The organism is Fluctibacter corallii (assembly GCF_025751585.1).
GTDB lineage: Bacteria > Pseudomonadota > Gammaproteobacteria > Enterobacterales > Alteromonadaceae > Fluctibacter_A > Fluctibacter_A corallii.
Map to the genome: position 1 here is coordinate 410,717 of NZ_JAOWKX010000002.1, position 13,519 is coordinate 424,235.

Sequence of the window (13,519 nt, forward strand, 5' to 3'; positions counted from 1 at the left end):
CGACGGGAAAAAGCAGGAACAAAGATGAAAGATAGAAATCATCTCTCTAACGTCGGATTGAGCCACGAAGTCAATATCATCGAAAATGGTTTAATCGATATCCCTATGCTGCAACTTCTTCAGCCTGATGGTACTCCGCATGACGATGCTAATGTGCCAGATATCAGCCAAGAACTCGCAACAAAAATGTATAAAACCATGCAGTATATTCGGGTGCTTGACGATCGAATGATTGCTGCGCAGCGTCAAGGACGTATTAGTTTTTATCTAGCCAGCACAGGTGAAGAAGCGGCGGCCGTTGGCAGCGCTGCAGCATTGACAGACAACGACCTGATCATGTCTCAATACCGTGAACAGGGCGCTTTAGCTTACCGTGGTTATACTACTGAGCAGTTTATGAACCAGATGTTCAGTAACGAGAAAGAGCCGAATAAAGGCCGTCAAATGCCGATTCATTATGGCGCTAAAGAACTTAATTTCATGACTATCTCATCGCCATTAGGCACGCAAATTCCTCAGGCATCTGGTTATGCTTACGGCCAAAAAATGGCGGGCGAAGAGGCTGTTACCATCTGCTATTTTGGTGAAGGCGCCGCATCTGAAGGGGATTTCCACGCAGGCTTGAATATGGCCGCAGTACTAAATTGCCCCGTTATCTTTTTCTGCCGAAACAATGGCTACGCAATTTCTACGCCTGCTGATGAACAATTTGCAGGTGATGGCATTGCATCGCGTGGCATCGGTTATGGTATTAAAACCATTCGCGTCGACGGAAACGACATTATGGCGGTCTACGCTGCCACCAAAGAAGCGCGTGAAATTGCGCTGGCAGAAAACTGCCCGGTGCTGATTGAAGCGATGACATATCGCTTAGCTGCCCATTCAACGTCAGATGACCCAACAGGCTATCGCTCTCGTGAAGAAGAAGACAAATGGCGAGCTAAAGATCCTATTGAGCGAATGGGGGCTTGGATGGCCAGTAAGGGATGGCGTGACGAAGCCGAAGATAAGGCCTTCGTAGATAATATGCGCCAAGAAGTGTTAGATGAATTAAAACGTGTAGAAAAAGTGCCGATTTGCCCCATTGAGGAAATCATCGAAGACGTTTATGACACACCGCCGTGGCATTTAAAAATGCAATTGGAAGAATTAAAAACGCACATTAAGAAGTACCCACAGGCGTACCCGAAAACATCAGGGAGACTCACCAATGGCTAAGATGAATTTGTTACAGGCGATCAACAATGCCTTAGTCACAGCCATGACTGAAAACGAAAAAGTGATGGTTTTTGGTGAAGATGTCGGTCATTTCGGCGGCGTTTTCCGAGCAACCAGTAATTTGCAGGAAAAATTTGGTAAGGCGCGATGCTTTAATACACCGCTTACTGAACAGGGTATTATTGGTTTTGCAAACGGACTGGCATCTCAAGGTTCAGTACCCGTCGCTGAAATTCAGTTTGGTGATTACATCTTCCCCGCATTCGATCAAATTGTGAATGAAACAGCGAAATTCCGTTATCGTTCAGGTGGTCAATATTCTTGCGGTACACTGACAATCCGTACGCCATACGGAGGTGGTATTGCTGGTGGACATTATCATTCGCAATCACCTGAAGCGTATTTTGCTCATACGCCTGGCCTAAAAATTGTGATTCCTCGCAATCCCTATCAAGCTAAAGGGTTGTTATTGGCCTCTATAAGAGACGACAACCCCGTGTTGTTTATGGAGCCAAAACGTTTATATCGTGCTTCTGTGGGCGAAGTGCCAGAAGATGATTATGAATTGCCACTTGGCAAGGCGGAAGTTCTGAAAGAGGGTAGCGACATCACGTTACTGGCATGGGGTGCGCAAATAGAAATTATCGAAAAAGCCGCTGAGATGGCAGAAAAAGATGGTGTGTCATGCGAAATCATTGATTTACGCAGCATTTTACCATGGGATGCCGATACCGTTGCAGATTCTGTGATGAAAACAGGGCGACTGTTGATTAACCATGAAGCGCCACTGACAGGTGGTTTTGCCAGTGAAATTGCCGCGACTATTCAGGAGCGTTGCTTCTTGTATCTTGAATCGCCGATTTCGCGTGTGTGTGGTATGGATGTTCCGTACCCATTAGCGCACGAAAAAGAATACATGCCTGATCACCTCAAAACCTATGAAGCTATCAAGCGCACGTTAAGCTACTAAGGAAGAATAGTATGACCGATTTTATTCTGCCTGATATAGGCGAGGGCATCGTAGAGTGTGAGCTATTAGAGTGGTTAATTGCCGAGGGCGATACGATTGTTGAAGATCAGCCTGTCGCCGAAGTGATGACCGACAAAGCGACAGTTCAAATACCTGCTATGCATTCTGGTAAAGTTAAAAAACTTTACTACAAGCAAGGCGATATTGCGAAAGTACATTCACCATTGTTTGCAATGGACGTTGAAGGTGAAAACGCCTCGGTAGTACAAGATTCATCACCAGGTGATCAAGCCGCAGCGACTGACACGACAGACGCGACTTCACCTGCACCTCAGCAGACGGTTTCTGGCAATGAGGACTTTATTTTGCCTGATATTGGTGAAGGCATTGTTGAGTGTGAAATTGTTAAATGGTTGATAGCCGAAGGTGACACAGTAGCAGAAGACCAAGTGGTAGTAGAAGTCATGACCGATAAAGCGGTGGTGGAAATTCCTGCTAAACATTCTGGTCAGATCGCAAAGCTGTATTATGCTCAAGGTGATATCGCAAAAGTGCATACTCCTCTTTTTGCAATGCATGTTGAAGGGAGCGAAAGAACCGTTCAGTCAGAGGCAGAACCGACGGTACTATCTCAGGCTACACCGGCGTCTACGACAGAGGTAACGACACCAACCAAGGCGGTATCCACCACCGACCGTGGTGGGGAATATGAGCCACCGAAAGTGATTGACGGACGTGTATTGGCAAGCCCGGCAGTGCGCAGGCTTGCGCGCGAATTAAGCGTTGATCTTAATCAGGTGAAAGGTTCAGGCAAAAAAGGCCGCGTGATGAAAGCCGATGTTGCAGCTGCGTCTCAGTCTTCTGCATCTAATGCGTCAACAGAGGTTTCCTCAACGGCTACAGCAAGTGTACAAACAGTCTCGACGGGCGGTACGCGAACGGAAGCAATTCGCGGAATAAAGGCAGCAATGGCGAAACAGATGACACAATCTGTGTTTACCATTCCGCACTTTACCGTAAGTGAAGAGATTGAAATGGACAATCTTATTGCTGCGCGACAAATGCTTAAGGGCGACTTTGAAAAGCAAGGTGTTAAATTAAGTTTTATGCCATTTTTCATTAAGGCAATGTCGCTGGCGTTGAAAGCCTTCCCAATTATCAATAGTCAGGTAAATGAAGATTGCACTGAAATTACCTACTTTGATGACCACAATATTGGCATGGCGGTTGATTCAAAAATTGGTTTGATTGTGCCGAATATCAAAGGCGTACAAAATTTGTCTTTGTTTGATGTGGCTAAAGAAGCCAATCGTCTTATCGATTTAGCCCGTGACGGTAAGTTAGGTGCTGACGATATCAAAGGTGGCACTATCAGTATTTCAAACATCGGCGTATTAGGTGGCACTGTCGCCACGCCCGTGATCAATAAGCCAGAATCGGCGATTGTTGCCCTTGGTAAAATGCAGCGATTACCTCGTTTCGATGAAAACGACAACGTGAAAGCTGTGAATATTATGCAAATCAGTTGGTCTGGCGATCACCGCATTATAGACGGCGCGACAATGGTACGCTTTAACAACCTTTGGAAATCCTATTTGGAAAATCCAATGTCAATGCTAGCAGACATGCGCTAGTCAACACACGTAAACATCGCTAGAGCGTCTGACTCTGGCGATGTTTCATTGCTCTAATCTACCGTGTTAACGTTAATTTTTACTAATTTATTTATCCCTTTTTATTTTTACAAAATAATACATTTTCAATGCTGACAAGAATTTAGGTACACTATCTAAAAACGCTATTCAGTAACGCTCACATGCTAAGTTATCGTCACAGCTTTCATGCTGGAAATCACGGCGACGTGTTAAAACATCTTTGTCAGATTTTATTGCTTGATAAGCTCGCTACAAAAGCTAAACCCTATGTTTATATAGACACACATAGCGGTCGTGGGCTGTATTCCTTTGATAGTGAACAAGCCCTCAAAACCCGCGAATTTGATTCGGGCATAACGCGTCTTATGGCAGCGACAACCCATAGCCCAGCATTAAACCGATACAAGTCGGTGGTTGCGCCTTTCTACGAACAAAATGAATATCCTGGTTCTCCAGCATTAGCCTTATCGCAATTGCGTGAGCAAGACAGCGGTATATTGATGGAATTACATTCTGATGAAATTCATCACTTAAAGCGTCTTCAACGCCATGAACGCGTGGCTATCCATCATCGAGATGGGTTTGAAGGGGTCGTTGCGTTAACACCGCCCAACCCAAAACGTGGGCTGGTGTTAATTGATCCACCTTACGAGCAGGCCAGTGAATACGGCACGTTATTTGATGCGTTAAGCGATGCCATTGCGCGCTGGCAGACAGGCGTCTACGCGATTTGGTATCCGCTGTTGTCTGTTAGAGCTAAAGAAAAAGCCGGCATGAGCGAAGCTCTCGTTGAGAAACTGCCTTCGTTACCTGTGAAAAGTGTGCTTGATATTCGACTAAGCGTATGTGAAAACCATGAGAATGCAGGCATGTTTGGTTCCGGTATGGTCATTATTAATGCTCCTTGGCAATTTGATGAGCATATATACCCTGCACTGGAAGAGTTAACGCCGTTGTTAGCTACAGATAGCGGGGCGAACTTTAGCATTAACTGGTTAAAAGCGCCGGAATAATGGCAGCGGCTCAGGGGCTCAAACACTTTTATATTCCGGAAGAGCAATCTATATACTTGCTCTCCCACAAAGACGCACAAAAGCTAAAAGACTGGTTTCGTCTGTGTGAAGAGCAACTTACGCTACTTGGATATCGAGATATTTCATTGATTGGAAAAGGGGCGTTTGGTTTTGCTTTTGCCGGAAAGTCCCCAGACGACCGTGAGTTGGTGTTTAAGTTTTCACGTATTAATCTACCCCAGCATGTACAGGATAGACTCGAAGAAGAAGCCTTTATGCTAAGCCAGGTAGACCATCCTTATGTGCCTGAGTTATTCGAGTTTCAGCGAATTCGAAAGCAGGCTATTTTGGTAATGGAACGCGCTATTGGAGAGGATTTAGAGCAATACTCTTTAAAACATGGTCCGATGCCGGCAAGGCTGGTAGTAAAAATTGCGGTACAACTGTGTGAGGTGTTGCATGCACTGAGAAAGAATCGGGTAGCTGAAACGGAGCGCCCTATTGTTCATGGTGACATTAAACCCTCAAACATTGTATTTGATTCAGTTGCTGAGCGTGTCGGGGTAGTGGATTGGGGCTCATCTGTGTTTGCCCAGCTTGATGAAAAAGGCCAGTTTATCGCCAACAATGTGATGGACTTGATGTCGGGCGATATGCATCAAACAAACGCGCGTTTGGGTGATGTTTATTTTATCGGTGAAGAACAACTCAATGGCGGCCTTTCTTCTCCACGATTTGATGAACAAGGGTTGGCCAGTACCTTGTATGCACTGGCATCTGGGCAAAGCAGCCGATTTGGCAGGCACGTCATACACCCAAATGCATTAGGGTTGCCCAAAGCGTTCGCACAAACTCTTAGCGCCATGTTAAGTGATGATCCTGATATTCGAAGAAAAGGCGGGGATTATCTGATGGCAAACATCAAGCATATGAAAAATATTGTGTTTGCCGATGATACGCCATTTAAATATCAGGCTTTAATACCATGCTGGACTAAAGCCTCGTCTAAAGCGTCGTCAAAAGATGTAGATACTGTGGTGTACAGCTCTCGAAAATCTTTTTTACGGGTTGAGGCAGATAATTCAACAGAAGATTTACGCTACATCAATGATGCGCAGTTTGACCGATATTACAAAAATTATATGCAGGGTATGGGTGAAACAGAAAAAGCCTTTATCGCTGCTGTAGGTCGATTAGGTAAATTTCCCGTTGTTGGTGGGCTAGCCGTGCGTTGGCAGCCAGAGGGCGTGTATATTGACTCCAGTTTAAATCTTTACAACCCTGCGTTGAAGCAATCGTTTGAGATGTCTGTGAATAATGTGGTGACTTTGGCAAGAGCAATACATCGAGTAGGTGTGTTTAAAAGTTGTATGTTCGACGCACGAGCAACGTTACACGTTGAGCGCGACGATATAAGCCAGCCATTTGTGCCAGCACCCCACCAATTTATTCCTTATGAAGTGAGTCAAGTAGGGCATGTTGAAGATAAAATTCGTACCCATTCCTATTTTGAAGATGGAGAAGATCCAGATGAGTTATTGCGGTTGCCCGACAGCATGATCTCCCTTATTCATGCATTAAATGAAATACATCACACTGGATGTATTATATTTGAAGCATTGCCAACACATTTAAAAATTCATAGTTATTACACGCTGTTAGATGAATCAAAAGAAGAGACATTTTCAGCACTATTACGTCAAATTGTAAATAAAGTCCCACTTATTGATGGGCAGGGCATTTCTGGTTTTATGAAGTTGCCTTATAAAGATACGCGTTTTTTCGAACATGTTGCGCGCCTGCCAGACAAGTTCTATCCGCGTAATCCTAAAATTAAAACCCAATAAGTAGCCCGAGATATCACGAGAGAGAATATGCAGAACATTAATTTATCCACTTTATTGTCGATGGAAAAACTTGAGGAAGGATTGTTCCGAGGGCAAAGTTGGGATTTGGGCTTTCGCGCCTTGTTTGGCGGGCAAGTGATGGGGCAGGCCTTGGCCGCAGCGCAGCGCACTATACCGGAAGGTAGAATTAGTCACTCATTTCACTCCTACTTCTTATTGCCAGGAGATGCTAACAAACCCGTTGTTTACGATGTAGAAAATGTAAGAGATGGTCGCACATTCTCAACGCGGAGAATTAAAGCCATTCAAAATGGCAAAAACATTTTCTACATGACCGCGTCTTTCCAACTGCCTGAAGAAGGGTTGTCACATCAATATGCAGATATGCCTGATGTCCCAAAACCAGAGGATGTGAAGCCAGATATCAAGTTTTATGAAGACTGTATAGATCAGTTATCTGAAAGAATGCGTGAAGCACTGAGTTATCATAGGCCATTGGATATTCGTAGCGTGAATGCGGGCGATCCTCTTAAGCCTGAAATTAGTGAGCCAGAGCGTTGCGTTTGGATGAAGGCCAATGAGAGTTTCGCCAATATTCATCTGAATCAAGCAGCTTTAGCATACGCATCCGATTATCATTTTTTGGCAACCAGCTTACAACCTCACGGCATTTCAGTACGTAACCGTAATTTGAGAATGGCGACCATTGATCATGCGATGTGGTTTCATCATCCGATTAAATTTGATGAATGGTTATTGTATAAAACGGTCAGCCCGTTCAGTGGTGGTGCCCGCGGCTTAGTACGTGGCCAGTTCTTTAATCAGAAAGGATTGCTGGTGGCAACCACCATGCAGGAAGGTTTAATGCGACAAGTAGAGGACAAATAATGCGTTATCAATTGGGCGAACAGGCGCCAAGTATAGATGAGAGCGTTTTTGTTGCGCCGGGTAGCCATATTATTGGTGATGTAGTGGTACATAAAGGGGCGAGTATTTGGTTCAATGTTGTGATTCGTGGAGACTGCCATACCATTGAAATTCATGAGAATACGAATATTCAGGATGGCGCTGTTCTGCATACAGATGAAGGCGTACCGTTGGTGATCAAGCAAGGCGTGACAGTGGGTCACAAGGCAGTGTTACATGGCTGTATCATTGATGAATTTAGCTTGATTGGTATTAATGCTGTGATTTTGAACGGTGCAAAAATTGGCAAACATTGTTTAATTGGTGCAAATAGTCTGATTACTGAAAATATGACGATCCCAGACGGGGCTGTGGTAATGGGATCTCCAGGAAAAATCGTCAAATATCTTGATGATAAACAGAAATCAATGCTGGAAATGTCGTCCGAGCATTACGTAAAAAATGCACAACGATTTATGCAATCACTTGACGTTTTGACCGATAATTAGTTATGCGAAAGGGCGTGTTTCATTATCCCAATCCCCCCATAACTTCTTAACAAAAAAAGGCCCGGAACCATTGCTAGTTCCGGGCTTAGGGGAATGGCTCATTGGTTGAGCCGTGCGCTAACTTAAACACTTGGGAGAAGTTTCCAGCACTAAAATTCACTGGAGAAGTAATTGTAGAACAAGAATGATTAAATAATAAACACTTTTTGTGCGTAATTTGAATAGTTGTTAATAATCATTGGCTTAGCGACAAAAATAATTCTTCTGAAGTGATTTTACCCTCTGCTTATGCACAAGCTTTTGAACATGGTTTTAACAGGATATGCACAGGTCTTGCACATGTGTGTGAAGATAACAAAATGGGCGGATGAGCATTCATATCTATGATACTGAATATTCCGATGTTGTTTCGGTAAGGTGTGCAGCGTTACTATGTCATTTTTATCAAATTACAACCTTGAGGTGAGCATGTCCCAGGAATTTTCAGTATTTAATCCACCCAAACGGACGTTAATGGGACCCGGCCCATCAGATGTATCTCCTGCTGTTTTAAACGCGCTTTCTAAGCCGACGTTAGGACATCTTGATCCACAATTTGTGTCGTTGATGGACGATGTAAAATCACTTTTGCAATATGCTTTTAAAACTAAGAACACCTTGACGATGCCGATTTCAGCGCCGGGTTCAGCAGGAATGGAAGCCTGCTTAGCCAATCTTGTTGAGCCAGGTGATAAGGTTATTGTGTGTCAAAACGGTGTATTTGGCGGACGTATGTACCAAAATGTGATTCGTTGTGGAGGGGAAGCCGTTTTGGTTGAAGACCCATGGGGTGAACAAACCAAGTTAGACAAATTAGCGTCGGCCTTAAAAGCACACCCAGACGCGAAAATTGTTGCGTTTGTGCATGCAGAGACCTCTACAGGTGTAATGAATGATGCACAAGCTCTTTGCCAATTGGCGCGTGAGCACGGTTGCTTAACGTTGGTTGATGCGGTTACCTCACTGGCAGGAAGCGAACTACGCGTTGATGAATGGGGCATTGATGCAATTTACTCAGGCTCGCAAAAATGTTTGTCTTGTGTGCCCGGATTGTCGCCGATTTCTTTTAGTGAAGCTGCCATTGAAAAAATTAAGGGGCGTAAAACACCTGTTCAAAGCTGGTTTTTAGACATGGACTTGGTTATGGGATATTGGGGTAAAGGAGCCCAACGTGCATATCATCATACAGCGCCTGTAAACAGTATATATGCACTGTATGAATCCTTGAGGCTAGTGCATCAGGAAGGTCTCGAAAACGCGTGGAACCGGCATCAGCAAAATCATATTAAGTTAAAGGAAGGTTTGGCATCAATTGGCTTAACATTAGCGGTTGATGAAGCATATTGTTTACCTCAGTTGAATGCGGTCACTATTCCTGAAGGCGTCGATGACAAAGTAGTGAGATCAGCATTACTTAACGATTTTAATCTAGAAATTGGAGCCGGACTTGGGCAATTTGCTGGGAAAGTATGGCGAATAGGCTTGATGGGCCATACTTCAAACGAAGACAACGTTAACTACTGCATTAACGCCTTAAAAACGGTGTTAGAACGAGGCTGATCAACACATCCCTGCCGTGTTTAAACAATGCTAATTTTAAGCAAAGTAAATGTTAATCGTGCACTGGGTGGTGAATTGTTAGACAGTTTGATGCTTCTTCATCCAACGCGATAACATTAATTTATGGAATATAGCGTAAACCTCTTTTATTTTAACCGTAAGAAACGTATCTTCTGCGTTTTAAATTGTTAATAAATGAGCTGATTTTATATGACATTCCAAGCTACTGATAACGCGACTTATTCAGACATGCTGTTACAAGCAAAAGGTCTCATGTCTGGTGAGACGGATATTATCGCCAATATGGCTAATATTAGCAGTTTGCTATATCTGTACATGGACAATGTCAACTGGGCCGGATTTTACCTGATTAAAGGTAATGAACTGGTTCTTGGACCTTTTCAGGGTAAACCCGCCTGTGTAAGAATTCCGCTTGGTAGAGGTGTGTGTGGCACCGCCGCTGCCACTGCACAAACTCAGCGTGTTGATGATGTGCATCAATTTGACGGGCACATTGCATGCGATGCTGACTCTAATTCAGAAATTGTCATTCCCATTATAATTAACGGTGACGTGTATGGAGTTTTAGATATTGATAGTCCCATCACACATAGGTTTACTGAAAATGACGAGGCAGGGCTGAGCGCGATTGTTGACGCATTACAAACACAGATTGCGGAGTCTATCGCTTGAAACATTTTGTCGATATTCAGGTTGTGCTCTCGACGCCAGACGATCTGGACTATTGGGATGAACTAGCTTACGAGGCGTCAGAAAAACTCAATACAATCCTTCATATGCTGTATGATAGAGCAGATGAAGATATTCCGACTGCCAAACTTGAAAACATGCTACAACATGTATGGGAAAGTTGGCGGGAAGATGGTCTTTTATTAGACATAGACGACGAAGATTTACTTGACTGGGTTGACCAACTGCTGGCAACTTGGGATGATGAAGACTTCAATACTGATTAACTAGCAACATACTTAGATTGATTAATGGATAACCCAGAAAAATTCTCTAACAGTAAGGAAGTGATTAGTTTCCTCGCTGAAAAGTTCCCAGCGTGCTTTACTCTTGATGGTGAAGCGAAACCTTTAAAAATCGGCATATTCCAAGATCTGGCAGAACGTCTCAGTGAAGAAGAGCGGGTAAGCAAAACGTTGCTTCGCTCTACGCTAAGGCACTACACCAACAGCTGGCGTTATTTGCACGCAGTGAAGGAAGGCACCGCTCGTGTTGACTTAGACGGCAACGAAGGTGATCTGATTGAGAAAGAACATGCTGAGCATGCTAAACAGCAGCTTGCAGAGAGCAAAGCGAAAGTCGCTGAGCGTCGCAAAGAGCAGCAGGCAAAAAATGGTGCTCCTCGCAAAAATGTGCGAAATAAAAAGGCATCTCAGCAAGATAAATCTACAATTAGTGGAACTAATTCAAACAAACCGAGACCAAACAAAAGGCCTCCACCAGAAAAATTAACCGATGAACATATTGCGCCGGGCACAGAAGTGACTGTTAAGGTGGGTAAAGTTCCGATGCCAGCAACAATTACAGAAGTGGCAAAAGACGGTGTTCAAGTTCAATTAGATTCTGGGATGGTGGTTAAAGTACAGGTAGATCAGTTACGTTTGGCCCGTTCCAAGAGGTAGTAATATGAAAAGACTTCTCCACGTATCCGTCGCGTCTGCATTCATAGCAATGAGTGCTGGTAGCTTCGCAGTAAACAATTCAGATACTGTCGATGAACTGCCATTGTTGGAGCAAGAGTCACAGCACTCTGTTTCGGCAAAACGTATTTCTTCTCACTTTTTGCGCGCACATTTCAAAGAAGTCCAGTTGGATGACCAGCTTTCTTCTAAGATGTTCGACCGTTATTTACGCTCTCTTGATTTGAATCGAAGCGTATTTTTAGCGAAGGATGTTGAAAAGCTGCAAAAGTACAGAGATGCGTTTGATGATGCGATAGAGAAGGGGAATCTTGATATTGCATTTAAAATGTATTCGCTTAACCTGCAAAGACGTGTTGAGCGGTACAAGTTTGCTATCACGCTGCTTGAAAAGCCTTTTGACTTCGGTGTGGCTGGCGATGCATACCATTTCGATCGAGAAGATGCTGCTTGGCCAAAAACCACAGCTGAACTTGATGAGTTGTGGAGGCAACGCGTTAAATACGATGCGTTGAATTTAAAGCTTGCTGGCAAAGATTGGGAAGAGACTAAAACGTTATTGACCAAACGCTATGAGCGAGCGATTAAGCGTTTGTCGCAAACGAAGAGCGAAGACGTTTTTCAGACAGCCATGAACGCGTTTGCACATAGCATCGAAGCACATACCAGCTATTTATCTCCCAGAAATGCTGAACGTTTTCAAATGGATATGAATTTGTCGTTTGAGGGTATTGGTGCCGTGCTTCAAAGTGAAGACGACTTTACTGTGATTCGCAGTGTCGTGCCTGGTGGTCCTGCCGATCTGTCTAAAAAGATTAAAGCAGAAGACAAAATTGTTGGCGTGGCGCAAGACGATGAAGACTTTGTTGATGTGGTGGGATGGCGCTTAGATGAAGTCGTTGAGCTAATTAAAGGCCCAAAGGGCAGCACAGTCCGTTTACAGGTTGTAAAGGCTGCGTCTGACAGCAACACTCCTGAAGTTGTGAGTTTAACCCGAGACAAAATTAAGCTCGAAGATCGAGCTGCCAAATCAGACGTGTATTCTCCTGAAAGTGGCCCTTACAAAGGTCAGGATATTGGTGTTATTAAAATCCCTTCTTTTTACAACAATCTACATCAAGATGTGAAAAAAGAAATCACCAAGCTGAAAGAGCAAGAAGTCAGTGCAATTATTGTCGATTTACGTGGCAATGGTGGCGGTTCGCTAATGGAAGCGACGCTACTTTCAGGCTTGTTTATTGACAAGGGCCCCGTAGTACAGATTCGTTATGGCGCGGGACGTACGAGAGTAGAAAGTGATACCGACGGTGTAACCCATTACGAAGGCCCGCTTACGGTTCTGGTTGATCGATATAGTGCGTCAGCTTCTGAAATTTTTGCAGCGGCTATGCAAGATTATGGGCGTGGTATTGTTGTAGGTGAACAAACCTTTGGTAAAGGCACGGTTCAACAACACCGACCTTTGGGCAGAATTTACGACCTATATGACAACCCTCTGGGCAGTGTGCAATTTACGATTGCCAAATTCTATCGTATCAACGGCGGGAGTACACAGCATAAAGGGGTTATCCCCGATATCTTATTCCCGTCTGCTATCGACCCAGCGGAATGGGGTGAAAGCCAGGAAGAGAATGCCTTACCATGGGATAAAATCGCACGAGCGAAGTACGCGAGTGTTGGTGACCCATCGCAAGCGGTATCGATTGCGACTAAGCAGCATTTAGCTCGAATCGATAAAGATCCTGAATTTGCTTACATCTTCGAGGATATCGCTGAATACAAGCGTGAAAAAGATGAAGATTCAATTTCTTTAGTTGAAGCTGAACGCGTTAAAGAGAAAGACGAACGTGATGCTAAGCGATTGAAACGCGCCAATGAAAGGTTAGCGCGTGCAGGGAAAGAACCAGTAAAATCTTTAGATGATTTACCTGATGATTTTGAGCCAGTTGATCCCTTCTTGGCAGAGGCTGCAAACATAACCTTCGATGTAATCAACGATGGAAAGTATGCAGTAGCTAAAACGAAATAGTTAACAAAATATTGACTAATGAAAGGGCTATCCGCAATATAGCCCTTTTTTAATATTTACAATTTATTAAAGATTATTTCATCCTACCTTGCCCGGTAACTTT

Annotated in this window: 12 protein-coding genes; all 12 read left to right on the plus strand. The window is 44.0% G+C overall.

Translation table 11 applies throughout. The annotated features are described in order from the left end of the window. The first annotated feature begins 24 nt into the window (after positions 1–24). The 12 genes from OE749_RS05435 to prc all read left to right on the plus strand — a co-directional run bounded on the left by OE749_RS05435 (position 25) and on the right by prc (position 13,416). The gene (locus OE749_RS05435) at positions 25–1,218 is read left to right on the plus strand and encodes a thiamine pyrophosphate-dependent dehydrogenase E1 component subunit alpha (protein ID WP_263711334.1); all 1,194 of its coding nucleotides are present in this window, start codon (positions 25–27) and stop codon (positions 1,216–1,218) included. Further along, a complete protein-coding gene (locus tag OE749_RS05440) occupies positions 1,211–2,188 on the plus strand; it encodes an alpha-ketoacid dehydrogenase subunit beta (RefSeq protein WP_263711335.1) in 978 nt (325 codons plus the stop codon). Before OE749_RS05435 ends, OE749_RS05440 begins: the two co-directional genes overlap by 8 nt. A gap of 11 nt (positions 2,189–2,199) precedes the next feature. Then, positions 2,200–3,822 carry a dihydrolipoyllysine-residue acetyltransferase gene (locus tag OE749_RS05445; RefSeq protein WP_263711336.1) on the plus strand — a complete coding sequence of 541 codons (1,623 nt, stop codon included), beginning with the start codon at positions 2,200–2,202 and terminating at the stop codon, positions 3,820–3,822. A 182-nt stretch (positions 3,823–4,004) separates the two neighbouring features. Continuing rightward, positions 4,005–4,856: a 23S rRNA (adenine(2030)-N(6))-methyltransferase RlmJ gene (locus OE749_RS05450; protein ID WP_263711337.1), complete on the plus strand. Its 852-nt coding sequence runs from the start codon at positions 4,005–4,007 to the stop codon at positions 4,854–4,856. After that, positions 4,856–6,703, plus strand: coding sequence for a protein kinase domain-containing protein (locus OE749_RS05455; RefSeq protein WP_263711338.1), 1,848 nt, complete (start codon positions 4,856–4,858; stop codon positions 6,701–6,703). Before OE749_RS05450 ends, OE749_RS05455 begins: the two co-directional genes overlap by 1 nt. A gap of 27 nt (positions 6,704–6,730) precedes the next feature. Next, on the plus strand, positions 6,731–7,591 hold the full coding sequence (locus OE749_RS05460) for an acyl-CoA thioesterase domain-containing protein (RefSeq protein WP_263711339.1): 861 nt from the start codon (positions 6,731–6,733) through the stop codon (positions 7,589–7,591). Further along, positions 7,591–8,118, plus strand: a complete 528-nt coding sequence (locus OE749_RS05465; RefSeq protein ID WP_263711340.1) for a gamma carbonic anhydrase family protein — start codon at positions 7,591–7,593, stop codon at positions 8,116–8,118. Before OE749_RS05460 ends, OE749_RS05465 begins: the two co-directional genes overlap by 1 nt. A gap of 468 nt (positions 8,119–8,586) precedes the next feature. After that, on the plus strand, positions 8,587–9,717 hold the full coding sequence (locus tag OE749_RS05470) for a pyridoxal-phosphate-dependent aminotransferase family protein (RefSeq protein WP_263711341.1): 1,131 nt from the start codon (positions 8,587–8,589) through the stop codon (positions 9,715–9,717). Positions 9,718–9,927: 210 nt separating this feature from the next. Continuing rightward, on the plus strand, positions 9,928–10,410 hold the full coding sequence (locus tag OE749_RS05475) for a GAF domain-containing protein (protein ID WP_263711342.1): 483 nt from the start codon (positions 9,928–9,930) through the stop codon (positions 10,408–10,410). Beyond that, positions 10,407–10,694: a hypothetical protein gene (locus OE749_RS05480; protein WP_263711343.1), complete on the plus strand. Its 288-nt coding sequence runs from the start codon at positions 10,407–10,409 to the stop codon at positions 10,692–10,694. The genes OE749_RS05475 and OE749_RS05480 overlap by 4 nt, the downstream gene beginning before the upstream one ends. Before the next feature lie 24 nt (positions 10,695–10,718). Then, positions 10,719–11,369: an RNA chaperone ProQ gene (gene proQ / locus OE749_RS05485; RefSeq protein WP_263711344.1), complete on the plus strand. Its 651-nt coding sequence runs from the start codon at positions 10,719–10,721 to the stop codon at positions 11,367–11,369. A 4-nt stretch (positions 11,370–11,373) separates the two neighbouring features. Then, positions 11,374–13,416 (plus strand): carboxy terminal-processing peptidase, encoded by a 2,043-nt coding sequence (prc, locus tag OE749_RS05490; RefSeq protein WP_263711345.1) that lies wholly within the window; start codon positions 11,374–11,376, stop codon positions 13,414–13,416. Positions 13,417–13,519: the final 103 nt, after the last annotated feature.

What these genes read in the sequence shown, in the direction of transcription:
- OE749_RS05460 (WP_263711339.1), top strand. Translation starts at nt 6,731, where the DNA reads ATGCAGAACATTAATTTATCCACTTTATTGTCGATGGAAAAACTTGAG.
- prc (WP_263711345.1), top strand. Translation starts at nt 11,374, where the DNA reads ATGAAAAGACTTCTCCACGTATCCGTCGCGTCTGCATTCATAGCAATG.
- OE749_RS05435 (WP_263711334.1), top strand. Translation starts at nt 25, where the DNA reads ATGAAAGATAGAAATCATCTCTCTAACGTCGGATTGAGCCACGAAGTC.
- OE749_RS05475 (WP_263711342.1), top strand. Translation starts at nt 9,928, where the DNA reads ATGACATTCCAAGCTACTGATAACGCGACTTATTCAGACATGCTGTTA.
- OE749_RS05450 (WP_263711337.1), top strand. Translation starts at nt 4,005, where the DNA reads ATGCTAAGTTATCGTCACAGCTTTCATGCTGGAAATCACGGCGACGTG.
- OE749_RS05440 (WP_263711335.1), top strand. Translation starts at nt 1,211, where the DNA reads ATGGCTAAGATGAATTTGTTACAGGCGATCAACAATGCCTTAGTCACA.
- OE749_RS05455 (WP_263711338.1), top strand. Translation starts at nt 4,856, where the DNA reads ATGGCAGCGGCTCAGGGGCTCAAACACTTTTATATTCCGGAAGAGCAA.
- OE749_RS05445 (WP_263711336.1), top strand. Translation starts at nt 2,200, where the DNA reads ATGACCGATTTTATTCTGCCTGATATAGGCGAGGGCATCGTAGAGTGT.
- OE749_RS05470 (WP_263711341.1), top strand. Translation starts at nt 8,587, where the DNA reads ATGTCCCAGGAATTTTCAGTATTTAATCCACCCAAACGGACGTTAATG.
- proQ (WP_263711344.1), top strand. Translation starts at nt 10,719, where the DNA reads ATGGATAACCCAGAAAAATTCTCTAACAGTAAGGAAGTGATTAGTTTC.
- OE749_RS05465 (WP_263711340.1), top strand. Translation starts at nt 7,591, where the DNA reads ATGCGTTATCAATTGGGCGAACAGGCGCCAAGTATAGATGAGAGCGTT.